Here is a 25,031-nt window from a genome sequence, read left to right on the forward strand (position 1 = left end):
TCAAGCAGTGCAATGCCTTGCTCACCGTCTAATAAACAATGCGACGGCTGCACTGCACAGGCAGGCGCTGGTCACCACGACGAAGATCAGCGAAGTATTGCCTGTGCTGTCGAGCATGCTGCCAATCAGGGGCTCTGCCAGACCGGCAAACAGATAGGACGAAAAGTTCATTACGCCGGTGGCTGTACCTGCACGTTTGGCACCTACCAGATCGGGGCACAGGGCCCAAAAGCTCGAGGCCGGGCCATATACGAAGAAACCACAGAGGAACAACGCCACCAGGCCGATTGCGCTATGGGGCGGCAGGACCCACATCCACAGGCTGGTCGCCGCTCCCAATACCATGTAAAGCATGATCGCCAGGTAGCGCTTGGAGCCAAAGAGCTTGTCCGAGACCCAACCATTGCTCAGCGCTCCAATGGCCATGCCCACGGGCAAGGCGACGGTAATCCACTTTGGATCAACCATGCTGTCGCCGCTTTTCCAGTCAGCGCCCAGGAAGTGCACGGGTACCCAAACGATCAGGCCATAGCGAGCAGCGTTCTGGAAACCCAAGGACACGGCGGCAATGATCAGGCGCAAGTTTTTGAGCACCGCTTTGTAGCGTTGCACCGAGGTTTCGACCTCACCCTGAGCCACTTCATGGTTTTTATCATCGGCATTGGCTACGCCAGTGTCAGTCAGGGGTTCAAAGCCCAGATCTTGCGGGCGCTCCCGGGCAACCAGATAAAAGATGATGCCGCCTGCCAGCATCAGTAAAACGGGCAAGCGGAAGATCCAGCGCCATTCCAGTTGCAGCACTTCGAGCACAACGATTGAGGTGACATACGAAAGCACCGACGCGCAACCGGCAGCGAACACATAAAAACCGTAGACCTTGCCGCGCTCGCCTGCGCTCCACCAGTTAGAGATAAGGCGGCTGCCCGGCGCCCAGCCCAGCGCCTGGAAGTAACCGTTGATTCCCCAGGGCAAGATCAGGCTGGCAAAGCCACTGGCGAAACTGGTGACCCAATTGGCGGCGCAGGACAACACGGCGCCCAGCGTCATGATGCGTCGGCCACCGAACTTATCCGCAAGGTTGCCGTTTATGGCCTGACCAATTGCGTAAGCCCACAGCATGGCAGCCGAGATCCAGCCGAGGGTCTCCTTGGTCAACCCGAACTCCGCCTGGATGCCGGGAATGGCGAAGCCGAAGGTCTGTCGGCCAGTGTAGAAAAACAGATAACAGAACATGGCGGCCAGCAGCATGCGCCACTGGGCCACGCGAAACGATGGGCTGGGGACGGCGAGATCAGACAGGGTTTGGGCACGATTCATGATCTTTTCCTTATTATTGTTCGTCCCCTTGGGCCAAGGTCCAAGGGTGGCACTCTGTAGGTGAGCAGCAGGAAATAACCGAAGGGCAACTAGGCTGCGCGTGAGCCGATAAAGTTTTTGCCCCGTGCGCCTTGCATGGCGATCCTGACCATTTCTTGCGCCTCGCCAGCGTTCACCCCGTAATCGGTGAACTCGGTTTTCACGCCCAGGTTGTGCAGGAATTCACGTAGCTGGCGCTGGGCATGCTGCATGTCAGTACCAAAAATCCGCTGCAGGGTGCGGTCCCGTGCTTCGTCGTGCCCCCACGCCAATCCCAACACCAGTGGCAGGGTGAACGAGCAGGCAATGCCGTGAGGCAACCCGTGGCGAAGGGTCATTTCATAAGAAATGGAGTGGGCCAACGCGGTCTTGGTGTTGGAAAACGCAAGGCCTGCCTTGAGCGCCGCAAGGGCCATGCGCGTACGCAGTTGCGGGTTGGACAGGTCGTTGCGCAATAGCGGCAGGCATTCGAGGATGTCTTCAATGGCGGCGACCGCAAAGGTGTCTGAAACTGCGTTGCCGTTGATATTCCAGATCGACTCCAGCGCATGGGACAGCGCATCCAGCCCTGTCGACACCGTGACCGATGCCGGGACCGTGAGCATGAGTTGCGGGTCGACGATGGCAACCTTGGGCCAGGTGCATTCCAGGTGCAGGGAATATTTTTTCTGGCTGAGTGAATCCCAGATGGTTGCCCAGGGCGTCACCTCACTGCCGGTGCCTGCGGTGGTAGGCGCTGCGACCAGGATTTTGCTACGGGCCGGTGCAAAGGGTTGGCCGGTAGACAGCAGTGCCAGCAACTCATCGAACGTCCCTGATTCGGTGCCCACGATCAAGGCCTTGGCCGTGTCGATCGCACTGCCACCACCCACGGCTACCACCACCTGACAGTCACCGGCTTCGCGCCAGAACCGTTCGTATGTGCCGCGCAGTTGCGCCACGTCCGGATTGGGTTGTACATCCTCGATCACATACACCAGGCGATCGCCCAGCAGATCCTCAATGCGCTGCACCAGGCCCAGCCCCCGCGCCTCGGGAAACGTCACCAGGGCCACGGTCTGATGTTCAGTGATATCGGCCAGTTCCAGCAGGCTGCCCCAGCCAAAGCGTGTCTCTACCGGGTTGTAGAATCGGGATGTCATGGTCGGTCCTTTTTGTTGTTGTCGCAGGTGGCCCCATACTCGGGGGCACGCGACAACAGCTCAAATCGATAAATCGCAGGTTTGAATCGGTTGTGCCGATACGGGCCAGTCTTCAGTGGCTTGAACCGCTCTGGATGGCGTTACGCAGTCGGCTCGATACGGTGTCGGCGAGCACCACCATGACGGTAATGACGATGACGCAGGCGGCGGTTTCCTGGTATTTGAAGAGTTTCAGGCTGCTTACCAACTCAAACCCCAACCCACCGGCGCCAACCATGCCAAGCACAGTGGCCGAGCGCAGGTTGACTTCGAAGCGGTAGAGCACCACTGCGATCCACGCCGTGATGACCTGAGGCAGTACCCCGAACACGATCACTTGCAGCGGACGGGCGCCGGTAACCTGCAGTGCTTCGATAGGGCCCTGGTCGATTTCCTCGATGCTTTCGGCAAAGAACTTGCCGAGCATGCCCATGCCATGCAGCGCCAGAGCCAACACCCCGGGGAAAGGCCCAAGGCCGACGGCCGAGACGAATATCAGGGCCAGAATCAACTCATTGATGCTGCGGGTAATGTTCAGGAACTGGCGTGTTCCATGGAATACAAAGCGGTTTCGGCTCAGGTTACGGGCCGCCAGAAATGACAGCGGGACAGCCATGAATACACCGAGCAGCGTGCCCCAGATCGCAATCTGCAGAGTCTCAACCGCAGGGGCGAGCAAGCGGGGCAGAATAGTCAGGTCAGGGGGCACGGTGCGGGCCAGAAAGTCACCGATTTGCGGCAGTCCCTGGGCCAGTTCACTGATGCTGAGCTGTGCCCCCTGAGCGCTCCAGTGCAGGGTCATGATCACCGCCAGGGCAATTGCCCCGGTGCTCAGCCAGCTGCGTGTGCCACGGGGCAGGTCCACGGTCCAGTGGTAGTTCTGCGGTTTCATGTTCAACCCCTCAGTTCAGCGCAGTAGCGCATGGCAGGTGAGGGTGCAGCGCAGGTTGCGGCCTGACCCGGGTAGATGCGTTGCAAGTCGGCTTCGCACAAGCCTTCGGCGCTGCCGTCATACACCAGGCTGCCGTGGGCCAGACCGACAATGCGATCGCCGAACTCACGGGCGTAATCCACCTGATGCAGGTTACACAGCACGGTGATGCCCAGCTCGCGGCTGGCATCACGCAGGTATTGCAGCACCAGCCGTGCCGTCTTGGGATCGAGGCTGGCCACCGGTTCGTCGGCCAGGATCACTTTGGGTCGTTGCGCCAATGCCCGGGCGATGCCTACCCGTTGCATCTGCCCGCCGGACAGCGAATCCGTTCGCTGATGAGCCTTGTGGTCCAGTTCGACCCGGGCCAGGCACTGCATGGCCAGCTCGATATCTTCACGGCGGAACAGTTGCAATACCGAGGCAAGGGTCGAGACAGAGCCCAGGCACCCCGTCAGCACGTTTTTCAATACGCTAAGGCGCGGCACCACATTATGGTGTTGAAAAATCATCGCCACTTGCTGGCGCAGGAATCGCGGGTCGGCACAGCCCAGTGCGTCAATGCCCGCTACGCTAAGGGCTCCGGAATCAGCCTGGGCCAGACGATTAATGCAGCGCAGCAAAGTGGACTTGCCCGCGCCGGACTGGCCCAGTATCACGACGAATTCGCCGGCACCCACTTGCAGGTCGATACCCCGTAGCACCGGGTTGTCGCCGAACTGCTTGGTCAATTGACGGATGCTGATCATTTCATGCTCCGCAAATCAAGATCGAGCACCTTTGCCGTGTCGCGAACCACGTCGTATGCCGCATCCGTGGTGGGTTGAAAGCCATCCAGCACACCCTGGTCGCCCCAAGGAACATCCTTGATCGAGGCCAGGGCCTCGGCCACTTTGAGCTTGAGTGCGGGGTCCAGATTTTTGCGCCAGACCATGGGCGATTCAGGAATCGGCCGCGAGCTCCAGACCACCTGGAAGTCGTCCTGTTTAATCAATTGCTTGGACACGGCGCTGCTGAAAATACGATCGGCCACTGCCGCAGCGTCAACCTTGTTGTTTTCTACCGCGAGGAGGCTGGCGTCATGGGACCCGGAGAAAATTACCCGGGAGAATAAAGAATCGGGATCAAAGCCCGCCTGTTCCAGTCCAGCTTTGGGGAACAGATGCCCCGAGGCCGAGCTTGGATCGACAAAGGCAAAGGTGTGCCCCTTGAGGTCTGCCAGATCGCGAATGCCGCTGTCCTTTCGCGCCACAATCACGCTGCGGTAGGCGCTTTGACCGGTCTTTTTGGTGACAGCGACCGCGAAAGCCTCCACATCGGCAACGGATGTCGCCAGCACATAGGAAAAAGGCCCGAGGTAGGCCACATCGAGCTTGCCTGAGCGCAGCGCTTCGATGATGCCGTTGTAGTCGGTCGCGACATAGGGCACGACTGGCATTCCCAGCGTGTTCTCAAGACGGTTCAATACCTGTTTGCTGGCTTCGATCATGGCCTGTGAGTCCTCGGAAGGAATAAGGCCGATGGTCAATTTATCGTTCGCGCAGGCCTGACCTATTGCGCCGATAGCGATAAGTGAAAGGCTGGCGACACGCAAAAATCGAGAGAGGGGTTTCATGGCATTCCAAAAGGTTGGATGGAGTTGCCTCAGGCTAGGAGTGTCACGTGACAGTCATGTGATCAATTCAATATGGGTTTAAGCAGTTAACTATTGATGGAGCCTATGGATGTCGACCTCCAGGATGCGTGCTTTTCTGGCAGTAGCCCGCCATGCCAGCTTCAGTGCTGGCGCCAGGGCGTTGGGGCTTAGCCAGCCGACGCTCACGACCCAGGTACAAGGTCTTGAGCGCGAGAATAATGTTGAGCTTTTTCACCGCCGTGGACGGCGCATCGAACTGTCCGATGTCGGGCGTCAATTGCTGCCAATCGCCCAGGCCATGGCCGCACTCGACCTTGAAGCTCATAACTTGTTGCGCGATTCAGGACGGCTCGACAGCGGCCAGTTGAAGCTGGGGGCGGTAGGGCCATTTCACGTGATCGAGATGGTGGACAGCTACCATCAACTCTATCCGCGCATCGACGTTTCGATCCGCGTGGGCAACTCGGCCCAGGTCCTGGCCGACCTTGAAAACTACACCACTGACATCGCCGTGCTCGCGGGCCTGCACAATGATCCGGCCCTTTGTGCCGTGCATTACGCGCGACACGCGATCGTGCTGTTTGCTCACCATAAACACCCGCTGGCACAGCATGTGTCGGTGCCACTCCAGGCACTTGAAGGTCAGCCCATGTTGCAGCGTGAGCGCGGTTCAACCACACGTTCGGTCATGGAACGGGCGTTGAGCGAGGCCGGAGTTGAGCCGCGCATCGCCATGGAAATAGGCAGTCGGGAGGCCTTGCGCGAAGCCGTGGTGCGCGGCATTGGGCTTGGCGTGGTCTCTGAAGCCGAATTCATCCCCGACCCGCGCATTCGCATGATTCGTATCGAGGGGGAACCGCTCTTTACTGAAACCTACCTGTATTGCCTGGCCGAACGTCGAGCCAGCCGGCTGATTTCATCGTTTTTCGACAGCGTTCAGCGCAGTGGGAGAACGGGCAAATAGAGGAGGGTAGGCCCTGATTGCGGCCCTGGGTTAGGATCATCGAAAGTACCCGTGTACCACCTCGATGACAGGACGCGACCCTTATGCAAACTCCCTTTTCTCAAATTAGCGCGCGGTTGCACAATCGCCGATTTTCCGTGGCGGGTAATACCCACGGGCTTTCGGGTGCAGGCACGGTATTTCATTACCTGGTTGAGGAAAGTGCCATTTCGGGCACTTATGAGGGCGGACGGATCCGTACGGGCCATCAAGTCGGGCGTGTGACAGGTCCTGACAGCATTGAGCTTCTTTTCCAGTGCCTGACCACCGAGGGTGAGCTTCGTTCTGGTTGGTCACGCGGCACGGTAGGTGTAGATCCGGCAGGGCGTACTACGCTGGATTTTGTATGGGGCTGGCTGTCGGGCGCGACTGGTGGTGGTGAGTCGAGCTACGTGGAGCTTGGCGTGCAGTCGTCTGACTGATCGGTTTGGCCAATGAGCGGGTGAAACATCCACCACTAAAGGCAGACGTCCTGCCTAAGGAGCAAAACAATGAACAAGCAGGTCACAATCGTTCTGGTACATGGCTTTTGGGGCGGGGCCGCTCACTGGAGCAAGGTCATTCTTGAGCTGACGCGCAAAGGCTTCGACAATCTCAAGGCGGTTGAGCTTCCTTTGACATCGCTGGCCGATGATGTCGAGCGTACCCGCAAGATGATCGCGCAGGTGGATGGCCCGGTTTTATTGGTAGGGCATTCATATGGCGGTGCGGTGATCACTGAAGCCGGTAACCAGCCCAATGTGGTTGGCCTCGTATTTATCGCGGCCTTTGCCCCTGATGTTGGCGAGAGCCCCGGCAGCATCACCCACGAACACCCGCCCTTAGCGGTGGCCAATCTTGTTCCAGACAGCGACGGATACCTGTGGATCAAAATTGATAAATATCACGAGAGCTTTTGTGAAGATCTGCCAGCGGATGATGCACGGGTGATGGCTGTGATTCAGAAAGCACCGCTTGCCAGCACCTTTGGGGATACCGTGACAACGCCCGCCTGGAAACATAAGCCCTCCTGGTACCAGATATCGAGCAAGGACCGAATGATCAGCCCGCAAAATCAGGAACGCATGGCGGCCAGGCTGGGTGCCAGACACGTCATCACCCTGGACGCGAGCCATGCCTCGCTGGCCTCCCGATCAACAGAAGTCGCGCAACTCATCGCCCAAGCGGCAGCCCAGGCGCTGGCTCAACAAGAGTCTGCTTCTTAGGTTCCTGCGCCTGGAGGTATTCACCTCCGGGCCCCAGGGACTGTTGCCTGTTCCCCCCCCCAAAAAAATCGGGTGAAGATCTCCCGCCGCAATGGCATCGCTTGTTGTCAGGCGGCCTTTGTGCGCGCGTGCAAGCGCGCAGCAGACGCCTGGAACAACGACCTGAATTGATCGTTCAGGGCTCCTCAAGCAACAAAATTATTTGTGTTTATGAAAAATTTATATTGATTTTTTTTAGGGTGATGCGGCTTTAGCATAAATCCACCTTGAAAAAGCCGTTGAACCGCTCACGTGCTGTTCAACTTCATAAACCAATAAAAACTGCAGTCGGAGTCTTGATGAGCCTTTCTCCTTTCCACCTCGCAATCCCTGTTTATGACCTGGCCGCTACACGTACCTTTTACGGTGAAGTGTTCGGACTTTCCGAGGGGCGGTCCAGCACCCAATGGGTTGACTTTGACTTCTATGGTCACCAGTTGGTGATCCATGAACATCCCAAGACTGCCTCTCAAGAAAGCGTCCACAGCAACCCGGTGGACGGTCACAACGTACCGGTGCCGCACTTCGGCATCATTCTTGAGTGGGCCCAGTGGGAAGCCCTGGCCGAGCGACTGAAATCTTTCGGGACCGCGTTTGTGATTGAACCCTACATCCGGTTCAAGGGGCAGGTCGGTGAGCAAGCCACCATGTTCCTGTTTGACCCGTGTGGTAATGCACTCGAGTTCAAAGCGTTCAAGGATATGAGTCAGCTCTTCGCAAAATAATAAAAAACCTGGCGCAAACACAGTTGCGCCAGGAAATCTCAAGTGAGCAGGAAGCTCATGAATCTAGCTACTGCCTTTGCAGTCCTTTCCTACAAATAAAAGGCTAGACATGAAACGTATCCCATTAGTTTGGCAAATTATTGCCGGGCTGTTGCTCGGCGTGCTCGTAGGTTGGTACTTCAATACCCATCCACAGAATCAGGTATGGGTAAGTACCGAGGTCCTTAAACCCCTGGGTGACATCTTTATCAAGATGATGAAGATGGTGGTTGTCCCCATTGTTTTTTGCTGCATGATCCTTGGCATCGCCGGGGGCGGTGATAACAAATCCTTCGGCCGTATGGGCGCTAAGTCCCTGGTTTACTTTTTTGCGATCACCAGCCTGGCCATTGTCATGGGTCTGATCTTTGCCAATCTTTTCGAGCCTGGTAAAGGCACTGAAATAGCAGGCATTGCGCACAATGGTACTTCGACGGTCACCATGGAGCCTTCAAAAGGTGCGCTGATCATTCTGCAAAACATCGTGCCCGATAACGTTATCGTTGCAATGTCGGAAGCGAAGTTGCTGTCGGTGCTGTTTTTTGCCGTGTTGCTCGGGATGGCGTTAAACACCTTACCCACAACCAAGAGTGCACCGGTCATTGCGGTTATTCAGGGTTTGTCTGACGCAATGTTCAAGGTCGTTTCGTTTGTCATGGCGTATGCGCCGATTGGCGTGTTCGGGATGATCGGGGCGACGGTCGCGACCTTTGGCTTTGCCTCTTTGTTGCCGTTACTCAAGTTGATTGGGGTGGTGTACCTCGCACTGATTACCTTTGCCCTGGTGTTCCTGGGAGGCATTTGTTATCTGATCGGTGAAAACGTGTTCACGCTGATCAAGTACTTCAGGAATGAGCTGATCCTGGCTTTTTCCAGTGCCGCCTCGGCTGCCGTGATGCCACAGTTGATCAGCAAGCTGGAAGCCTATGGCGTTCCACGGCGCATAGTCAGTTTCGTGGTGCCGGTGGGTTACGCCTTTAACCTGGATGGAGCGTCTATTTTTCTCGGTGTGGCGACGATCTTTATCGCCCAGCTCTATGGCATTGATCTATCGCTGACTCAGCAAATACTGCTGGTCGTGACGATGGTGTTGACGTCAAAGGGTGCGGCTGGAGTGCCTGGGTTTGCGATCATTATTCTATCGGCCACCTTGGCATCGGCCGGGCTACCGTTGGAAGGGGTCGCATTGATCGCCGGCATTTTCAGGATTATCGACAGCGGAACAACGACGCTAAACGTGCTCGGTAATGCCATTGCTCCCCTGGTTATCGCCAAGTGGGAGAGGGCTCCACTCGAACGCCAGGCTGGCGTGAGGGTTGGGCAAAGCGCTTAATCTGCGATGTAAAAGAGCCTTCCACGTTGAGTGCGTCGAAGGCTCTTTTTCTGTCGCTTGAGAGCAGGGCTGAGACCTGACCCGCTTGAACGCAAACTCGAACTTTTAAAGTTGACGGACAAGGGGTGTGAACCGGCAAAAAATAATCAGCTTTAAATAATGGGTCGACCGCGTAAAATCAGTTCCCTGTACGAGGGCAGGAGCCTGCCTGCTGAGAACGCATCGGCGCCCGGGGCGTCTGCTGAATACCTGCAGGTAACTCATGATGACAGGCCGTACGGGTGAGCCAAGCTGCTCAATCCGCAATCGATTGCGTGTATTACTTCCACCCAGTCTTACCCGTGTAGATAACATTCGTCCGAGGTGCCAACGTGTCCAGACTTTCCCATCAGCAACTGCGGGTCGAATTTCGCAAGTTACTCGCTTCTGAATCCTGCTATCACACCGCCTCCGTGTTCGATCCCATGTCTGCCAGAATTGCCGCAGACCTGGGCTTTGAAGCCGGTATCCTGGGCGGCTCGGTGGCTTCGCTGCAAGTATTGGCAGCACCTGATTTTGCCCTGATCACATTGAGTGAGTTTACCGAGCAGGCGACCCGGATCGGGCGTGTGGCTCAATTACCGATCATTGCCGATGCCGACCATGGCTACGGTAACGCACTGAATGTGATGCGCACTGTAGCGGAGCTGGAGCGTTCGGGCGTGGCGGCACTGACCATCGAAGATACGCTCTTGCCTGCGCAGTTCGGCCGCAAATCGACCGACCTGATCTCAATTGAAGAGGGCAGTGGCAAGATCAAGGCGGCCATTGAGTCTCGTGTAGACCCTGAACTGGTCATCATTGCCCGAACCAATGCCGGGACGTTATCCGTCGAGCATGTGAGAACCCGTATCAAGGCTTACACCGAGGCCGGGGCAGATGGCATTTGCCTGGTCGGCGTAAAGGATTTTGCGCACCTTGAGCAGATTGCTGAAGGCGTGGAGCTTCCGTTGATGCTGGTGACTTACGGAAACCCCGAGTTGTCCGACAGCCAGCGTTTGGCTTCGCTGGGCGTGCGAATTGTTGTTGCCGGGCATGCGGCATATTTTGCCTCGATCAAGGCCACTTACGACTGCTTGCGCGAGCAGCGCAATGTCACCTGCAGCACCTCTGACTTGAGTGCTACAGAGTTGACCCACACTTACACGCGACCAGAGCGTTACCAGGTGTGGGCCAAAGAGTTCATGAACGTAGACGAGTAATTAAATAGAGTGATCATGTTCAGCGACTGATTACCGTGCAGGCATCAGGTCTTTTTCAGGACCTGCTCGGTAATCAGCTGGACAAGTGACTTTACAGGCTCGGTGAGGCTGCGGCGCGCGCGATGCACGAGCCCGATATCACGATGAAATGTCCGTTGCTTAAGGTCTATGGCCCGAACTTCTGCCGGCCATCCTTGATGGGTTGCCGTTTCTGGGACCAGCGCTACGCCCACCCCATTGGCTACCAGCTTGATGATCGCATCCAGTTCATCGAGTTCGCATACTTCTCGTAAAGACACATGGGTTTGACGCAAGAACCGGTCAACCTGCCGACCGCCAAAAGACGATCGGTCGTAGCGTATGAATGGCTGGGTCGAGACCAGTTCAGACCAGTCATCTCCGGGCATGTCAGCCGGTACGATGAGCCGATAGGGTTCGCGGGCCAGGGTTGTCCATCGCAAGTCACTTTGAAGTGAGAAAGGCGGGCGGATGATCGCGGCCATGTCGATCTCGCCAGCATCCACCTGATTGACCAGCTCCATTGAAAGGCCCGGAATCACTCGAGTCCTGCACTCCAGGAATTGTTGGTGAAACTGAGCCAGCGCTTCGGGTAAAAACGAGCGTTGCACAGAGGCAATGGCTCCAATCGTCACCAGAATGCTTGCAGGCAGCCCCACAGTTGTAGTGCCAAGATTTTTGAACTGGCGCACCAGCTCCTGCCCTTGCAACAGCACCTGGTGCCCCATGCGGTTAAGTTGGGCCGAGCGACCTTTTCGGTCAAACAGCTCGACACCGAGTTCGGCCTCAAGACGTTGCATTTGCGCACTGACAGCGGCCTGTGTGAGCCCTATCTTGCTGCCAGCAGCCGCAAAGGTGCCTTCCCTCGCCACGGCGATGAGTGTTTTCAATTCTTTAATCATGATCAAATAATAGTTATGTCTACGGGTTAAATACATTCATTTTTGTTGTTAGTTGTCGCGGGTGACGCGGAGGCCAAATCACTGGTTTCAGGACGGATACGCTGAATCTGGGCACGTTGCCCGTTGCAGGCTCGAGGTGAGTCTTTGCACTGTTTTAAAAGCATGCGACCCGCAATGCTTTTTTGATAGCATGCGCCGCATTATGAAGAAACCAGTCCAAGACATGCGCCAGCACATCATCGATGTCGCCCGATCCCTTATGACCCACAAGGGTTACACGGCGGTTGGCTTGACCGAGTTGCTTGGCGCCGCCGGCGTGCCCAAAGGCTCGTTTTATCACTACTTCCGCTCCAAGGATGAATTTGGTCAGGCACTGCTGGAAGAATACTTTCAGGAGTACCTTTCGCGAGTTGATGTGCAGATGGCCAAAGAGGGAAGCGGGGCAGAGCGATTACTGAGTTACTTGCGGTATTGGGCCGAGACACAAGCGTTTGATCACACTGATCAGAAGTGTCTGGTGGTCAAACTGGGGGCAGAAGTATGCGATCTCTCCGAGAACATGCGTGCCGTTCTTGAAAAAGGGACAGCGCTGATCATCGAGCGGATCACCCGGTGCGTTGAACAAGGCAAATCCGATGGTTCCATCACCGCGCCCACTCACGCCTCCACTCTGGCAGAAGCGCTTTACCAGATGTGGTTGGGCGCCTCTTTGCTGGTCAAGGTCAACAGAACCCACGAACCGTTCGATGTGGCGTATGAGATGAGCCGTCGGTTGCTGGCCTGAGCCCGCACATGTCTGGCTTAAGCAGTCAGTGACAAGAAACCCCGGCCTTAAGGCTTACGATTGGGCAAGGGAAGGGGCGAGTATCGCCACGGCGGTTGCGCCGATGCCCTCCAGGTCTTCGCGACTGACCGCATCATGGGCCTGCAACGACATGCCTTCGAGCAACGTATTCAACGCACACGCGAGTATGCGGGTATTGGTCTGCGGTTTGAGCTGACCGTCCTCAACCGCGCGATCCAGACGTTGCTGCAGGTAGTCCCGACCTTCCTGGCGCAGCGCTTTGAGTGCTGCCGAAACCTCTGCGGCATCCTCTGACACGTTGACCGCCGCGAGCACCACCATGCAGCCACAAGGCGCCTGGGGTTCGGTCAGGATGGCGGCGGATGTCCGGAAAAAATCGCTGATACCACGAGCCAGGTCCGGCTCACTGCCCATTTTTTCCCAGGTAGCATCCCAGAAGGTCGCTTCGTAGTAGGCGACGGCTTCGAGAAACAACGTGGCTTTATTGCCAAACGCCGCATACAGGCTGGGTGGATTGATACCCATCGCTGAGCACAACTCTGTCACCGAAGCAGGCTCATACCCACGCTTCCAGAACACCGCCAGGGCCCGAAGCAGCGCCTGGTCACGGTCGAACGTGCGAGGGCGCCCTTTACTGCGGGGGGCAGGCGATGAGGCGGAGTGGGTCATGGGGAGCTTGACTACCTTAAGACGTGTCGCCAGACAGTCGCGTCTGGAGAAGATATTGAAGGCCAGATGATACACAAAATGTCTCTCGCCCGTTGTTCGACGCCAGTCCTGGGGGCCGATGGCGCTCTCGCCAGGCGACCACAAGATCAAAACTGGCTCAATTTCAAGCACTTCAAATTACCATCAGGCATCTGATAAACCGCTTGTCAGTGGTATGGATGATCTTTCAAGTAATCACTAGACGACCGGTCTAGTTTTGGTTAGTGTAGCCACACTATGAAAAAACGTCATTGCGACACGCGCCAACACATCCTGGATGTCGCCAGGACCTTGATGACTCACAGAGGCTATACCCGCGTGGGGCTGGCTGAAGTGGTGGCTGCTGCGCAGGTACCCAAGGGTTCGTTCTATCACTACTTCAAATCCAAGGATGAATTTGGTCAGGCAGTGCTCGACCAGTATTTTTCGGACTATTTGAAGGTGGTTGGCACCTTGTTGGAGGGCCCCTTGCCTGCGGCAGAACGATTGATGGTGTATCTGCGCTATTGGGCGCAAACCCAATGCTCCGATTCAGCAACGGACAAGTGCCTGGTCGTTAAGTTGGGGGCAGAGGTGTGTGACTTGTCCGAGGGCATGCGCCGGGTGCTTGATACAGGCACTCAAGCGGTCATCGGCCTGCTTGAAAGCTGCATCGAGCAGGGGCGCGCTGATGGATCGATTACCAGCAGCCTCTGCGACGCGACGCTCGCGCAATCGCTCTATCAGCTCTGGCTTGGCGCCTCATTGATGATGAAGATCAGCAAGCGCAGCCAGGCATTTGAAGATTCCCTGACCATGGCAAAGCGACTTTTGTCGTAGTCATTTTTTTATCAGCTTTATAGACGACTGGTCTATTAATATAGGTTAACCATGACAGATAACAGTAACCGCACCGACTTGTTCACCCCTGTCACCATGGGGGGCATTGAGCTGGCTAATCGCATCGTGATGGCCCCTGTGACTCGCAGTCGCTATGGCGAAGACGGCATCCCTAACGAAATGCACGCCGAGTATTACGCACAGCGTGCCACTGCCGGCTTGATCGTTGCCGAGGCCACCAATATCTCGCCTCAAGGCCGCGGTTATGCCGCTACACCCGGGATCTGGAACGAAGAGCAGGTTGCAGGCTGGAAGAAAGTGACCGATGCCGTGCACGCTGCGGGCGGCAAAATCGTCAGCCAGCTCTGGCATGTGGGTCGCTTCTCCAGTGTCGAGTTGCAGCCAGGCGGTGTTGCGCCGGTGGCGCCTTCTGCGATCCAGGCTGAAGGTCAAACCTATACGGCGAAGGGTTTTGTTCCAGTGTCGATGCCCCGAGCACTCGAAACCGCTGAAATCCCGGGGATCATCGAGCAATACAAGCGTGCAGCTGAAAATGCCAAGCGCGCCGGTTTTGATGGTGTGGAAGTTCACTCTGCCAATAGCTACCTGCTGGATCAATTCCTGCGTGACTCGACCAATCACCGTACCGACCACTACGGCGGCTCGATCGAGAACCGTGCGCGCTTGACCCTGGAAGTGACAGACGCCATCGTCAAAATATGGGGCAATGACCGCGTCGGTATCCGCTTGTCGCCAGTGACACCCGACGCCGGCAACACACCGCCAGACAGCAATGTTATGGCACTGCATGGTTACCTGATCCAGCAGTTGAACGCCTTCAATCTCGCGTACCTGCATTTCGTTGAAGGGGCTACTGCAACCTCCCGTGAAGTGCCAGAAGGCGTGGACATGGACGCCCTGAGCGCACAGTTCAATGGCTTCTTTATCGGCAACAACAACTACGACCTGGAAATGGCAATCGAGCGGCGCGCCCAAGGCAAGATCGATGCAGTGGCGTTTGGTCGTCTGTTCATTTCCAACCCTGATCTGGTTGAACGTTTGCGTCGTGGTGCAGAGCTGACCATTGCACCGCGAGAGTCCTATTACGGCGGAGGCGCAAAGGGTTACACCGACTGGCCGGTCGGCAACTACTGATCACGGCAATAGCAACGCGATATCCCAAATCACTGCCCGGCACGTTCGGGCAGTCTCGATCGAGAGAACTCACATGAACTACCTGCAGAACAAGACTGCAATTATCACCGGCGCATCGTCAGGCTTGGGTGCTGCATCAGCCCGCGCTCTGTCCGCAAAAGGCGTTCGAATAATCGCAGCCGCTCTGGATCAGCAAGGCCTGGACGCAATTGTCAGTGAATTGAAGGCGAGCGGTGGTGAAGCAGTGGGCCTTGTCAGCGATGTGACCCAGCCAGACGACATGAAGGCGTTGGCTCAATTCGCCCACGACACTTTCGGGTCGATCGACATTTTGATCAATAATGCTGGGCTGATGCTGTTTTCCAACTGGGTGGACCTGGCCGTTGATGACTGGGAAAAGATGGTCAACGTGAACATCAAGGGCTACTTGAATGGAATCGCCTCGGTACTGCCGTTCATGCTGAAACAGAAGTCCGGCCAGATCCTGAATATGGATTCGGTCGCCGGTCACCAGGTCGGCCCCGCAGCCGGCATCTACAGCGCTACCAAGTTCTTTGTACAGGCAATGACTGAATCCATGCGCAAGGAGCTGGGTGTGCATCATGGCATTCGTGTCAACACCATCAGCCCGGGTGTTATCAATACCGGTTGGGCAGAAAAAGTGACCGATCCTGCAGGACGCAAGGCTGCCCATGAGCTGAATAAAATCGCCATCTCTCCTGATGATATTGGACGAGCTGTCGTCTACGCCTTGAACCAGCCAGAGAATGTGACGGTGAATGATCTGATCATTTCGCCGACCCGTCAGGATTGGTAAGCAGCCGCTGATCGCACTTAACGCCCAGGCACTGAGGCATGCAGCATGCCTGGGCACAGGTCACTTTCAGTTACACCGCTTACTCAGGCCTGCGCGGGTGGTGATTTACGTGGCGTCCTTGGGATCCACACTCAATGCTTCGCCGATGGCATAGAAGTGGCCGCCTGCAATGTAGTGCAGGCTGCGAAGGTCCGGGGAGGCGGTTTCAAAGTGCCAGTGCCCATCCCTGAAGACCCGGGTGTCTGCCCAGGCGCCAACGACCTCGCCGATAAACAAGTCATAAGTCGTCTGGTTGTGAGGTTCGTGCAGCAGTTTGCAGGCGAGCCACGCCGAACAGCCCGCAACGAAGGGCAGATCATGGCCGGGCAGACTGAACAACTCGACACCGCATTGCGCCAGTTTGTCCGCAGTGTCGAACAGGCTCATGCTGCCAACGTCGCTGGTCAGTTTGAGCTGGCCCACGGTTGGAACCTGAATCACGAAAACGCCACTGTGCTCTACCAATCCCCGCGTCCGGGTAATCTTGTCCAGCACCACAGTCACTTTTGGCGGTGAAAAATCCAGCGCGCAGGCCCATGCGGCGGCCATCACATCTGTTACCCCCTCGTGCTGAGCAGATACCAGGACGGTCGGGCCGTGATTGATCAGCCTGTAGGCTTTTTCAAGGGGTACAGCGGCAATGTGGTCGTCCATCGTTACTCCAGATAAAAAGGCCCCGAATCCATGAATGGACCGGGGCCGTTCAGGTTTAAGCCGTAGCCGTTCTGCTCAGGTGAAGCTGAAAATTTTCATGGCCGCCTACGATGAGCGACTCGATGGTCGCGGTCAATTCGGTCTGCGACACCCGTTCGAAGGTTACTGCCCAGAGAATCACGGTTTTGTGCCCGTAGCTCAGTGGGATCATCCGTACGGTGGCCACGTAGTTATCGACGGGTAATGGCGACTCAACAAATCGGTATGAGAACTGTAGTTGGGTCTCGTCCACCGACAATAGCTTTTCACGTAATACCGCTCCTCAGGCTTACCGTCTTCGATAGCGCTGGGAATGCAGCTGCAAGGTCAAGGGGCTACATGTGTGTGGTAAATCTTGCTGACCACCGTCCACTTGCCTTCAACTTTCAGCAGGTTGAAAAAGTCGGTGAAACAGAAACCTGAGATGTCGTTGGTATCGATGCGTGCACTGGCAGCCGTACCCACGATATCGATGTTGACGATTGCGCCCTGAGCTTCAGGGGAGGGGCGGAACGCGCTGTCGATGATGTCGAACAACCCTTGAATCGGGCCGCCGGTGAGTTTGCCCTCGGCGTCTACACCAAAAATAGTGGCCTGCTCGCTGAAGGCAGGTTTCATGATGCTGCTTTTCGCGTGTTTGCCACCTTCGTTGTACAGGTTCAGTACGGCGACGATTGCGTTGTATTCCTGCACGTAAGTTGGATTGCTCATGATGTAGTCCTGTTGGTGGGCTCAGTGATAATTGGCTTGTTAACAAGCCGTGCTTGCCTGGCGAGTGAGGGGGCGCAGCGCACTGTTTGGCGTGAGCCCCGTCACCGAAATCATATTAATGTAGTGATCACTATTTAATTTGATCATTCTATAGTGATCACTACAGTATGTGTCAATGACTTCGTGGGGAGCGTTGGATTTTCCGGACGACATCAGCGAACAGGCAAAGCACTGCCTAACCCGACAAGAGGCCAAAGGGAGGGGCGAGAAGGGAGAAGTAGCTGCGTGGCGAGCACGCTGAGACGAGTGTCTGCGGTCTCTGATCGTGCTTGAAGTTGCCGGTGGCAAACCGGCAAGCACAGGGTGGGGCAGATCAGGTCACACGGCTATAAGTTACAGGGACATGCGTTCTACAAGGGGGCAGGGAACCTTGTGAATGAAGGGTTCATCCTTGTTTTCGATCAGGTGCAGCGCGGCGCGGCGACCCATCTCGTAATAGGGCAGTTGCACGGTGCTTAGGGGCGGATAAAACAACTCTGCGACACCGATCATATTGTCGAAACCCAGTACGGCGACGTCGGATGGAATGCTTAAACCTTGGCCAAGCAGGAACTGGTAGGCAATCAAGGCGATCCGGTCGTTACCACACACCAGCAGGTCGAAGGTCGGCGTTGCCGGTGAATCGCCCAATTGACGCTTGAGCGCCTCAATGGTTTCCAGGTACTCATCATCTGCAGACAAATCATACTGCCGCACAGTGTCCAGGGGGATGCCTGCCTCTGTGAATGCACGTGACAATCCCTGCTGGCGCAGCTTCCAGGCGATGCTGTTGCGCGGCAGGTTAATGCACAGCGGGCGTCGATAACCGCGTTGCAGTGCCTGACTCACCGCCTGGTATTGGCCTTCTTCGTCATCGGAGACATAACACGCCACGCCCGGGCTGGAGCTTATGCAGTTGCTCAGCACCAGCGGGTAGCTGCGCAACACCTCAGGTATCTCCAGTTCGCGCAGTTCCATGGAACTGAACACGATTCCGTCTGGACGATGTGACAGCATCAGGTCTATGGATCGGGAATCTGGCGGGGTGTCGAACACGTTGATGATCAGGACGTTCCAGCCATTTTCCCGTGCCGTATGTTCCAGCGAGAGCAACATGTTCACGGCGAAAGGGGTGGTTGCAGTGTCGAGGGCGAAAACCCCGATCAATTTGCTGCTGAAATGCCCCCCGCGGATATTGCGCGCAGAGAGGCTGGGTACATAGCCCAGGGTTTCGATGGCTTGCCGGACAGTCGCGAGTGTCTCGGCATTAAGTTTTTCGGGACTGTTGATAGCTCGAGACACGGTCATCAGGGAAACCCCTGCTAACCGTGCAACGTCTTTAACCGAGGCCATTTACGGATGCCATTGATTTTTCTCCATGCATGAACGTCATGTTCGGCAGGAGCATGACATCTTGGCAATGGTGACGTAAATGACCGAGTCTTTCTCGCGCGACGGCTCGACCGTTTCAGGTCAGAAAAAATAATACTTGAAGCGCACCCGGGCACCATAGCGATCGCTGTCGTCATTTGCCCGACTCCCATCATTATCGGGAAGGTTGAGCATTGACCAATAGGCACCCAGATCAATATTGAAGTTGTCCATGTCCATGACATTGGTGATGCGATAAGACGTGTGGATCGTGTGAATATCATACCGGCCAGGAACAGTTGCCACACCGTCTTTGGCTACCAGATTATTCATGTTAAACGCTTGAATATCATTGTTGGCAAAGATGTAGCCGAGTTCAAAGTTGCGCCACAATATATTGCTCCCGGCACTGAAGTCTTTTTCATCCTTGGCGTTCATGTACGCCGTGCTGATATTAAAAACCATGCCGTCGTTGGGATCTTCCTTTAATGAATTCCAGGTAAAGGTCGCGCCATATCCCGTGCGTTGTGACTGGTCTTGAATATCTCCCGAGGCATCGCGAAAGCCATACGCATTGCTGACGATGTTGGTTTCCATCGCCAGCGCGATGGAAGCTTTGTCGAAACGCAACGCGGCGACGGGCCGGACGTAGGCTGCATTTTTTTCATTTTCCAGCACATTGCCGTGATAGCCATTGTCGGCAAACAGGGTAGTACCGTCCTTTACCAGGGTATTCAGTTCGAGGTACAGCGGCCCTGCCTCCTTGCTCAGCAGTACTGCGCCGCCACCGCTGCTGCGCCCACGTCCTTCTTTCATCATATAGATGTAGCCGAAGCCATCGCTGTACAGGTCGTTGGAGGTATTACCCGAATACTGGATGAACGTGTCCTGGTTAAGCGGGAACATGTCGTAGGCTTCAAAACGGCCAACTTTGATTTTCCAGTTTTTCTCCTGACCAAAAAAGAACGCCGCATCATCAGCACTCAAGTTCCCGGATACATTAACCAGTGGTTGAACGCTAAATCCGGCGAACTGATCATTTTTCCCTTTTCGGTATCCATCGAGCCCCAAAAGAATTCGCCCGTTGATATCCCATTTTTCCGAGTCACCGACACGCCAGTCTTTATTGTCATCGGTTTTGAAAGACGTCAACTGACCCGCACTACTGGCGGCATCAAGGTTGAACTCTACATCGCCGTAGACTTTCAAATCGCCGTGTTCCGTAGTCCAGGTCATATCCGCCATGCCCGACGAAGAAAACATGCCCAGTAAACAAACAACTAAACTCTTTTTCATGGCCGTGCCCCATCAAGTTGTGGACGCACTTTCCCTTTCCCAAAGAATGGGAGGGCGTACGTTTTTTTGTTTTAGTGTGCTACGAGAGCAAGCCCAGCGACTTTCAATGCTCAACGTTCTGCTTTTTTAGTGCGCAAAGGCACCGTCGCTACACGATTGCTGTCGTGGCCGGTGGTGAAGGCGCGTGATCCGGGACGGTGGAGCAGGGGGTTCGAGACGACTGCGAACGCAAGGTCAAGCACGAGATCAGGAGGCAAACACCCACGACTCCGGCCATCAGTACATACACGCTGGAAAATCCAATATGGTCATAGCCATACCCGGCGACAGGGGCCAGGAACATGGCGGTCAACGACTGGGCCACCTGGAAGCCCACGAGATAGAGGGTGGCAGACAAGCGCGGATCGAAATTACCGGCAATGTACTTGAATGCGGAGACCAGCAAGATCGGCACTTCGAGTGCATGCAACATCTTGCAACTGGCAATCACCCACACATCCACGGCCACTCCGGAGCCCAAAATGCGCACGAACATGATGGTACCTGTGAGGATCAAGCCATTCTTGGCTCCGATCCGCGATATCAGCCAGGGCGCAAACAGCATGCACAGCGCTTCAACGAAAACCTGTGAGGAGTTCAGATAGCCATAGGCGCGAATCCCGTCTTCCGGGTTCGGATAAAAGGAGGAGAAATACACGGGGAACTGTTGGTCATAGACCGCGTAAATTCCGCAAACCCCGGTCATGAATAGACCGAACGCCCAGAAGCGGGGCAGGGTCATGAGCACCCAGAAGTCCTTCATCCGCACCGGGTTGGCAAACGCCTTGGCCGCCTGGGATGTTGAGTCGCAATATTTGCCCAGGTCCATGCGAAACAGGATCAGCAGAAAGATGATCCCCGATCCACTGCTCATGTAGAACATGATGTTGGGATTGATGCTGAACATGACCCCTACCACACCGGTGGCAGAAGCCCAACCCAGCGATCCCCACAGCCTGGCCTTGCCGAACTCGAAGCCCATGTGGCGCGATAACCGCTCCGTGTAGGACTCGATAAGACCGGCCCCCGCGAGCATGGCAAAGCCCAGAAACGCTGCACCCACCACGACGCCCAGTACCAGGTTGGTGGCCAACAGCCAGGAGTAGACATAGATACAAAAAGGCGCGGTGCAGCAGAGCAATACGCCAATCCAGACCAGCAGTTTTTTCGACATGCCCAGTCGATCCTGGAGCACGCCATAGAAAGGCAGGATAAGCATGGCCGCAATGGTATTGGCCGCAAAGACCATGCCCGTCTCGGCGCCATTCAAGCCTATGGCTTTGTGTATCCAGATTGAGAAAAGCGAGAAGCTCGATGAGAAGGCAAAGAAGAAGAAGTAAAGCAAACCACTGACTTGCAAGTACTCGATTTTGCTAGATGCGCGCATTGAGGCACCCTCTTGTTTTTATTTTTGATAACGTTAACATCGAAGATATTACGCGCTTGGCGGTTGCTCGCTGTCAAGCGCAATTCCAGGGGAGGGCCGCAAGGATTGATTCTGATGGCGCGAGGTTTACGCCAACCCGGATGCGCCAGCGACAGGGACGGATCAGAGAGCTGGCCACTCAATACCCATTCAAACAAGGATAATCATGCACGCTGTCTTGCTGGATAAAGCGCATCACGCCATCAAAGAAAAACTGCCCGAACGTGGCAACGATCATCGCCTCGGTTTTCATCTGTCGCCCCCTGTGGGGTGGATGAATGACCCGAACGGGCTGGTGTACTTTCGGGGTGAATACCATGTGTTTTATCAGCATCACCCGTACTCACCACAGTGGGGCCCCATGCACTGGGGGCACGCCAAAAGCCATGACCTGGTGCATTGGGAACATCTGCCCATCGCGCTGGCACCCAGTGATCCCTATGATCGGGACGGATGTTTTTCGGGATCGGCAGTGGTGGTCGACGATACGCTTTATCTGATCTACACCGGGCATGTCTGGCTGGGTTCACCAAGGGATGACAATCACATCCAGCAGGTGCAGTGCCTGGCCAGCAGCACGGATGGCATCACCTTCACCAAGCATGGAGTGATCATCGATGCACCACCCGAGCCTGAGATCATGCACTTTCGTGATCCAAAGGTCTGGAAGCGCGGGGAACAATGGTGGATGGCTTTGGGAGCGCGCAAGGGTGATGACCCGCAGCTGTTAATCTATCGTTCTGTGGACCTGTACCACTGGGAATACCTGAGCTGTGCCCTGCAAGGCGTGCGCGAGTCAGACGGCTACATGTGGGAATGTCCTGACTTGTTCGAGCTGGATGGCAGCGACGTTTTTCTTTATTCGCCCCAGGGCCTCAAACCCAGCGGTTACGCTAACTGGAACAAATTCCAGAACAGCTATCGCCTCGGCAAGTTGGACGACAGCGGCCACTTCAACCCCAATGCAGCACTGCACGAGCTTGATCACGGCCATGACTTTTATGCTGCCCAAACCCTGCTGGCACCGGACGGGCGACGCCTGCTTTGGGCGTGGATGGACATGTGGGACTGCCCGATGCCAAGCCAGGCGCAACACTGGTGCGGCGCGCTGTCCTTGCCCCGTGAGCTGAGTCTTGAAGGCGATCGCCTGCGCATGCGTCCCGCCCGTGAGCTGACTGCGTTACGCAAGTCTCAACACGGGCTGCAGATCCCGGTGGTGGAGTCTGCCAGTCGCCCCCTCGATGTGCGTGGCGCACTGCTTGAAATTGAAATCGAGCTGGATCTGGCTGGCAGCACCGCCGAACACTTTGGTCTTGCCCTGCGCTGCAGCGAAGATCAACACGAGCGGACGTTGTTGTACTTCGATGCCATGGCCCGTCGCCTGGTTCTCGACCGGCAACATTCGGGCGCGGGCGTGAGCGGTGTTCGCAGTGTTCCGATAAGCCCGGAACAGACCCGGATAGCACTGCGGATTTTTCTCGATCGCTCATCGATCGAGGTGTTCGTCGACGACGGTGCCTACACCATGACCAGCCGGATTTATCCACGGCCCGACAGCCTCGGGATAAGTGCGTTTGCCGTCAACGGGACAGGGGTGTTTGGCGATCTCGAGGCCTGGGAACTGACCGACCTTAAAATCTGACCTCATCCGGGATGAGCCCATTGGCACTGCTTGGCAATGGGCTCACAGGTGCTTGCTACGTCGGCAACGCTCTGAGCAGTAACGCACCTCATCCCAACAGCGAGCCCACTTCTTTCGCCATGTGAAGGGCAGGCCACAGGTCACGCAGGTTTTGACGGGCAACTCGCTCTTTTTCAAAGTGACTCGCCTTTATCCAGTGTGGCAAGCAACAACTGGCCTCGCTGCCACAGCGCCTGCTGTTTGGATTCAGGCATCCGGTCAAGGTTTTTATAAATCATGCCCATGCGCTGATTGCCCCGCAAAAGCTCACCGTGACGCATCAGGAAGTGCCAATAGAGCGCGTTGAAAGGGCAGGCGTCATCGGTGGTGCTTTCGCTCACTTTGTAAGCGCAGCCACGGCAATAGTCGGACATGCGCTTGATGTACTGGCCGCTGGCACAGTAAGGCTTGGACCCCAGATAGCCGCCATCGGCGTGCATGACCATGCCCAGAGTGTTGGGCAACTCCACCCAGTCGAAGGCATCCATGTAGATGGCCAGGTACCACTCGCATATTTGGCTTGGCAGGATGCCGGCGAGCAGGGCGAAATTGCCGGTCACCATCAGCCGCTGGATATGGTGAGCATAGGCATGTTCGAGGCTTTGGCCGATGGCTTGGCTCATGCAGTTCATTTTCGTGTCGCCGGTCCAGTAGAACTCTGGAAGCGACCGGGTGTTGCCGAATACATTGCCATCGGCATAGTCAGGCATCTTCAGCCAGTAAACCCCACGCACGTATTCCCGCCAGCCGATGAGTTGGCGAATAAAGCCTTCGGCGGCATTGAGTGCAATGCTGCCCGACCAGTACGCGGACTCCACATCGCTGCACAGCTGGCGAACATCCAGCAAGCCAATATTGAGCGCAGCACTGATGCGGGCATGAAACAGAAACGGCTCGTCGCTGGCCATGGCATCCTGATAATCGCCGAAGGCTGCCAGGCCCCAGTCCAGGAAGTAGCTCCACAATGCCTGAGCCTGGGCGTGAGTAACCGGATAGTCGAATGTATCGAGGGTGCCATAGTGGGTGGAGAAGTTTTTTGCCACCAACTCCAGTACATCCCGGGTAATAGCATCGGGTGAGAAGCGGGCGGGCGAGGGCGGCTTGATGCCTTTGGGCAGCGCCTTGCGGTTTTCTGCATCAAAGTTCCAGGCGCCCCCGACCGGGCTGCCATCGCCGTTGAGTAACAACCCGCTCTTGCGCCGCATCTCTCGGTAAAAATATTCCATGCGCAGCTGCTTTTTGGCATTCGCCCAGGCGGAAAACTCAGGGCGCGAGCAGAGAAAGCGCGCGTCGCCATGCCACTGGATGCCCGCGCCACATGCCCTGAGTGAATGCTCAAGACGCCAATCGCCGCACTCCGTCATATGGATTTCATCAGGCTGCAGGAGTGCTTCCCAGCGCCGTAATTCATTTGGCACAGATCCGCTGTTGTTCGGGTCATCGAGCTTGACGTACTGCACCCGGATTCCACGCTGCTGCAGAGCCTCGGCGAAATGGCGCATGGCACTGAAAACCAGAACGATTTTTTGCGGATGATGGGGAACATGGCTGGCTTCCTCCATCACCTCGACCAGCAGCACGATGTCGTTTTCGGTATCCAGGCCCTGCAATGAAGCATGGTCAAAAGACAATTGGTCGCCCAAGATGAGGCACAGTCGGCGGGTAGCATTCATCGAGCAGATTTCCGTTGAGAATACACGTGTGAAGGCCTGGGGACTTCAAGGCGAAAGGAAGCCAGGGCTACTTGTACAGAGATTAATTATTGTACAAGTATTTGGTGTCCAGCTGGCAGGAAAACGCCTGCGATCTTTTCCGGACAGCGC

The 25,031-nt window shown here is 56.1% G+C and carries 26 protein-coding genes; 12 read left to right on the plus strand and 14 right to left on the minus strand.

Going from position 1 to position 25,031, the window contains the following annotated elements:
- Positions 1 to 21: 21 nt before the first annotated feature.
- The 5 genes from TU76_RS14620 to TU76_RS14640 all read right to left on the minus strand — a co-directional run bounded on the left by TU76_RS14620 (position 22) and on the right by TU76_RS14640 (position 5,083).
- Entirely contained in the window at positions 22 to 1,317 is a 1,296-nt protein-coding gene (locus TU76_RS14620; RefSeq protein ID WP_019827107.1) for an MFS transporter, read from the minus strand.
- Between the two features lie 89 nt (positions 1,318 to 1,406).
- On the minus strand, positions 1,407 to 2,498 hold the full coding sequence (gene psrA / locus TU76_RS14625) for an iron-containing alcohol dehydrogenase PsrA (protein ID WP_019827106.1): 1,092 nt from the start codon (positions 2,496 to 2,498) through the stop codon (positions 1,407 to 1,409).
- Positions 2,499 to 2,610: 112 nt separating this feature from the next.
- Complete coding sequence (gene phnE / locus TU76_RS14630) at positions 2,611 to 3,429, minus strand: phosphonate ABC transporter, permease protein PhnE (protein WP_048351932.1); 819 nt, start codon at positions 3,427 to 3,429, stop codon at positions 2,611 to 2,613.
- A gap of 2 nt (positions 3,430 to 3,431) precedes the next feature.
- Positions 3,432 to 4,217: a phosphonate ABC transporter ATP-binding protein gene (phnC, locus tag TU76_RS14635; protein ID WP_019827104.1), complete on the minus strand. Its 786-nt coding sequence runs from the start codon at positions 4,215 to 4,217 to the stop codon at positions 3,432 to 3,434.
- Positions 4,214 to 5,083: a phosphate/phosphite/phosphonate ABC transporter substrate-binding protein gene (locus TU76_RS14640; protein WP_082136541.1), complete on the minus strand. Its 870-nt coding sequence runs from the start codon at positions 5,081 to 5,083 to the stop codon at positions 4,214 to 4,216. Before TU76_RS14640 ends, phnC begins: the two co-directional genes overlap by 4 nt.
- Before the next feature lie 109 nt (positions 5,084 to 5,192).
- Between TU76_RS14640 and TU76_RS14645 the strand changes: the two genes are divergently transcribed.
- The 6 genes from TU76_RS14645 to TU76_RS14670 all read left to right on the plus strand — a co-directional run bounded on the left by TU76_RS14645 (position 5,193) and on the right by TU76_RS14670 (position 10,689).
- On the plus strand, positions 5,193 to 6,068 hold the full coding sequence (locus TU76_RS14645) for a LysR substrate-binding domain-containing protein (protein ID WP_048351933.1): 876 nt from the start codon (positions 5,193 to 5,195) through the stop codon (positions 6,066 to 6,068).
- Between the two features lie 83 nt (positions 6,069 to 6,151).
- Positions 6,152 to 6,529: an avidin-fold protein gene (locus TU76_RS14650; protein ID WP_048351934.1), complete on the plus strand. Its 378-nt coding sequence runs from the start codon at positions 6,152 to 6,154 to the stop codon at positions 6,527 to 6,529.
- A gap of 69 nt (positions 6,530 to 6,598) precedes the next feature.
- Positions 6,599 to 7,312, plus strand: a complete 714-nt coding sequence (locus TU76_RS14655) for an alpha/beta hydrolase (protein ID WP_046810755.1) — start codon at positions 6,599 to 6,601, stop codon at positions 7,310 to 7,312.
- Between the two features lie 338 nt (positions 7,313 to 7,650).
- On the plus strand, positions 7,651 to 8,076 hold the full coding sequence (locus tag TU76_RS14660; protein ID WP_019827099.1) for a VOC family protein: 426 nt from the start codon (positions 7,651 to 7,653) through the stop codon (positions 8,074 to 8,076).
- 109 nt (positions 8,077 to 8,185) lie between these two features.
- On the plus strand, positions 8,186 to 9,448 hold the full coding sequence (locus tag TU76_RS14665; RefSeq protein WP_048351935.1) for a cation:dicarboxylate symporter family transporter: 1,263 nt from the start codon (positions 8,186 to 8,188) through the stop codon (positions 9,446 to 9,448).
- A 371-nt stretch (positions 9,449 to 9,819) separates the two neighbouring features.
- Entirely contained in the window at positions 9,820 to 10,689 is an 870-nt protein-coding gene (locus TU76_RS14670) for an isocitrate lyase/PEP mutase family protein (protein WP_019827097.1), read from the plus strand.
- Positions 10,690 to 10,733: 44 nt separating this feature from the next.
- Here the strand turns inward: TU76_RS14670 and TU76_RS14675 are convergent, their stop codons facing one another.
- Entirely contained in the window at positions 10,734 to 11,609 is an 876-nt protein-coding gene (locus TU76_RS14675) for a LysR family transcriptional regulator (RefSeq protein WP_019827096.1), read from the minus strand.
- 202 nt (positions 11,610 to 11,811) lie between these two features.
- Between TU76_RS14675 and TU76_RS14680 the strand changes: the two genes are divergently transcribed.
- Positions 11,812 to 12,393, plus strand: coding sequence for a TetR/AcrR family transcriptional regulator (locus TU76_RS14680; protein WP_037032558.1), 582 nt, complete (start codon positions 11,812 to 11,814; stop codon positions 12,391 to 12,393).
- 54 nt (positions 12,394 to 12,447) lie between these two features.
- Here the strand turns inward: TU76_RS14680 and TU76_RS14685 are convergent, their stop codons facing one another.
- On the minus strand, positions 12,448 to 13,083 hold the full coding sequence (locus TU76_RS14685) for a TetR/AcrR family transcriptional regulator (RefSeq protein WP_048351936.1): 636 nt from the start codon (positions 13,081 to 13,083) through the stop codon (positions 12,448 to 12,450).
- A 276-nt stretch (positions 13,084 to 13,359) separates the two neighbouring features.
- Between TU76_RS14685 and TU76_RS14690 the strand changes: the two genes are divergently transcribed.
- The 3 genes from TU76_RS14690 to TU76_RS14700 all read left to right on the plus strand — a co-directional run bounded on the left by TU76_RS14690 (position 13,360) and on the right by TU76_RS14700 (position 15,913).
- Entirely contained in the window at positions 13,360 to 13,941 is a 582-nt protein-coding gene (locus tag TU76_RS14690; protein WP_048351937.1) for a TetR/AcrR family transcriptional regulator, read from the plus strand.
- 51 nt (positions 13,942 to 13,992) lie between these two features.
- On the plus strand, positions 13,993 to 15,096 hold the full coding sequence (locus TU76_RS14695) for an alkene reductase (protein ID WP_019827092.1): 1,104 nt from the start codon (positions 13,993 to 13,995) through the stop codon (positions 15,094 to 15,096).
- A 73-nt stretch (positions 15,097 to 15,169) separates the two neighbouring features.
- The gene (locus TU76_RS14700; RefSeq protein ID WP_046810751.1) at positions 15,170 to 15,913 is read left to right on the plus strand and encodes an SDR family oxidoreductase; all 744 of its coding nucleotides are present in this window, start codon (positions 15,170 to 15,172) and stop codon (positions 15,911 to 15,913) included.
- 105 nt (positions 15,914 to 16,018) lie between these two features.
- Here the strand turns inward: TU76_RS14700 and TU76_RS14705 are convergent, their stop codons facing one another.
- Entirely contained in the window at positions 16,019 to 16,606 is a 588-nt protein-coding gene (locus tag TU76_RS14705) for a flavin reductase family protein (protein ID WP_019827090.1), read from the minus strand.
- A 97-nt stretch (positions 16,607 to 16,703) separates the two neighbouring features.
- Between TU76_RS14705 and TU76_RS25360 the strand changes: the two genes are divergently transcribed.
- Positions 16,704 to 16,850: a hypothetical protein gene (locus TU76_RS25360; RefSeq protein WP_162207962.1), complete on the plus strand. Its 147-nt coding sequence runs from the start codon at positions 16,704 to 16,706 to the stop codon at positions 16,848 to 16,850.
- Positions 16,851 to 16,972: 122 nt separating this feature from the next.
- Here the strand turns inward: TU76_RS25360 and TU76_RS14715 are convergent, their stop codons facing one another.
- From TU76_RS14715 to TU76_RS14730, 4 genes are all read right to left on the minus strand, one after another.
- Positions 16,973 to 17,356, minus strand: coding sequence for a nuclear transport factor 2 family protein (locus TU76_RS14715; protein ID WP_019827088.1), 384 nt, complete (start codon positions 17,354 to 17,356; stop codon positions 16,973 to 16,975).
- Between the two features lie 393 nt (positions 17,357 to 17,749).
- Positions 17,750 to 18,748: a LacI family DNA-binding transcriptional regulator gene (locus TU76_RS14720; protein WP_037032554.1), complete on the minus strand. Its 999-nt coding sequence runs from the start codon at positions 18,746 to 18,748 to the stop codon at positions 17,750 to 17,752.
- Positions 18,749 to 18,868: 120 nt separating this feature from the next.
- Entirely contained in the window at positions 18,869 to 20,062 is a 1,194-nt protein-coding gene (locus TU76_RS14725) for a carbohydrate porin (protein WP_037032552.1), read from the minus strand.
- 148 nt (positions 20,063 to 20,210) lie between these two features.
- A complete protein-coding gene (locus TU76_RS14730; protein ID WP_048351938.1) occupies positions 20,211 to 21,488 on the minus strand; it encodes an MFS transporter in 1,278 nt (425 codons plus the stop codon).
- A gap of 205 nt (positions 21,489 to 21,693) precedes the next feature.
- Here TU76_RS14730 and TU76_RS14740 point away from each other — a divergent pair, with 205 nt between their 5' ends.
- Positions 21,694 to 23,169 (plus strand): glycoside hydrolase family 32 protein, encoded by a 1,476-nt coding sequence (locus TU76_RS14740; protein WP_048351940.1) that lies wholly within the window; start codon positions 21,694 to 21,696, stop codon positions 23,167 to 23,169.
- 42 nt (positions 23,170 to 23,211) lie between these two features.
- Here TU76_RS14740 and TU76_RS24825 read toward each other — a convergent pair whose 3' ends face one another.
- Positions 23,212 to 23,346: a DUF2256 domain-containing protein gene (locus tag TU76_RS24825; protein ID WP_019827081.1), complete on the minus strand. Its 135-nt coding sequence runs from the start codon at positions 23,344 to 23,346 to the stop codon at positions 23,212 to 23,214.
- A complete protein-coding gene (locus tag TU76_RS14745; protein ID WP_048351941.1) occupies positions 23,343 to 24,881 on the minus strand; it encodes a cryptochrome/photolyase family protein in 1,539 nt (512 codons plus the stop codon). Before TU76_RS14745 ends, TU76_RS24825 begins: the two co-directional genes overlap by 4 nt.
- Positions 24,882 to 25,031: the final 150 nt, after the last annotated feature.

Source organism: Pseudomonas psychrophila (assembly GCF_001043005.1).
In the GTDB taxonomy this organism is placed as follows: Bacteria; Pseudomonadota; Gammaproteobacteria; order Pseudomonadales; family Pseudomonadaceae; genus Aquipseudomonas; species Aquipseudomonas psychrophila.

What these genes read in the sequence shown, in the direction of transcription:
- TU76_RS14685 (WP_048351936.1), bottom strand. Translation starts at nt 13,083, where the DNA reads ATGACCCACTCCGCCTCATCGCCTGCCCCCCGCAGTAAAGGGCGCCCT.
- TU76_RS25360 (WP_162207962.1), top strand. Translation starts at nt 16,704, where the DNA reads ATGGCCGCCTACGATGAGCGACTCGATGGTCGCGGTCAATTCGGTCTG.
- TU76_RS14655 (WP_046810755.1), top strand. Translation starts at nt 6,599, where the DNA reads ATGAACAAGCAGGTCACAATCGTTCTGGTACATGGCTTTTGGGGCGGG.
- TU76_RS14660 (WP_019827099.1), top strand. Translation starts at nt 7,651, where the DNA reads ATGAGCCTTTCTCCTTTCCACCTCGCAATCCCTGTTTATGACCTGGCC.
- TU76_RS14745 (WP_048351941.1), bottom strand. Translation starts at nt 24,881, where the DNA reads ATGAATGCTACCCGCCGACTGTGCCTCATCTTGGGCGACCAATTGTCT.
- phnC (WP_019827104.1), bottom strand. Translation starts at nt 4,217, where the DNA reads ATGATCAGCATCCGTCAATTGACCAAGCAGTTCGGCGACAACCCGGTG.
- TU76_RS14730 (WP_048351938.1), bottom strand. Translation starts at nt 21,488, where the DNA reads ATGCGCGCATCTAGCAAAATCGAGTACTTGCAAGTCAGTGGTTTGCTT.
- phnE (WP_048351932.1), bottom strand. Translation starts at nt 3,429, where the DNA reads ATGAAACCGCAGAACTACCACTGGACCGTGGACCTGCCCCGTGGCACA.
- TU76_RS14700 (WP_046810751.1), top strand. Translation starts at nt 15,170, where the DNA reads ATGAACTACCTGCAGAACAAGACTGCAATTATCACCGGCGCATCGTCA.
- TU76_RS14645 (WP_048351933.1), top strand. Translation starts at nt 5,193, where the DNA reads ATGTCGACCTCCAGGATGCGTGCTTTTCTGGCAGTAGCCCGCCATGCC.
- TU76_RS14650 (WP_048351934.1), top strand. Translation starts at nt 6,152, where the DNA reads ATGCAAACTCCCTTTTCTCAAATTAGCGCGCGGTTGCACAATCGCCGA.
- TU76_RS14720 (WP_037032554.1), bottom strand. Translation starts at nt 18,748, where the DNA reads ATGGCCTCGGTTAAAGACGTTGCACGGTTAGCAGGGGTTTCCCTGATG.
- TU76_RS14680 (WP_037032558.1), top strand. Translation starts at nt 11,812, where the DNA reads ATGAAGAAACCAGTCCAAGACATGCGCCAGCACATCATCGATGTCGCC.
- TU76_RS14740 (WP_048351940.1), top strand. Translation starts at nt 21,694, where the DNA reads ATGCACGCTGTCTTGCTGGATAAAGCGCATCACGCCATCAAAGAAAAA.
- TU76_RS14695 (WP_019827092.1), top strand. Translation starts at nt 13,993, where the DNA reads ATGACAGATAACAGTAACCGCACCGACTTGTTCACCCCTGTCACCATG.
- TU76_RS14675 (WP_019827096.1), bottom strand. Translation starts at nt 11,609, where the DNA reads ATGATTAAAGAATTGAAAACACTCATCGCCGTGGCGAGGGAAGGCACC.
- TU76_RS14640 (WP_082136541.1), bottom strand. Translation starts at nt 5,083, where the DNA reads ATGAAACCCCTCTCTCGATTTTTGCGTGTCGCCAGCCTTTCACTTATC.
- TU76_RS14690 (WP_048351937.1), top strand. Translation starts at nt 13,360, where the DNA reads ATGAAAAAACGTCATTGCGACACGCGCCAACACATCCTGGATGTCGCC.
- TU76_RS14665 (WP_048351935.1), top strand. Translation starts at nt 8,186, where the DNA reads ATGAAACGTATCCCATTAGTTTGGCAAATTATTGCCGGGCTGTTGCTC.
- TU76_RS14705 (WP_019827090.1), bottom strand. Translation starts at nt 16,606, where the DNA reads ATGGACGACCACATTGCCGCTGTACCCCTTGAAAAAGCCTACAGGCTG.
- TU76_RS14715 (WP_019827088.1), bottom strand. Translation starts at nt 17,356, where the DNA reads ATGAGCAATCCAACTTACGTGCAGGAATACAACGCAATCGTCGCCGTA.
- TU76_RS14725 (WP_037032552.1), bottom strand. Translation starts at nt 20,062, where the DNA reads ATGAAAAAGAGTTTAGTTGTTTGTTTACTGGGCATGTTTTCTTCGTCG.
- TU76_RS14620 (WP_019827107.1), bottom strand. Translation starts at nt 1,317, where the DNA reads ATGAATCGTGCCCAAACCCTGTCTGATCTCGCCGTCCCCAGCCCATCG.
- psrA (WP_019827106.1), bottom strand. Translation starts at nt 2,498, where the DNA reads ATGACATCCCGATTCTACAACCCGGTAGAGACACGCTTTGGCTGGGGC.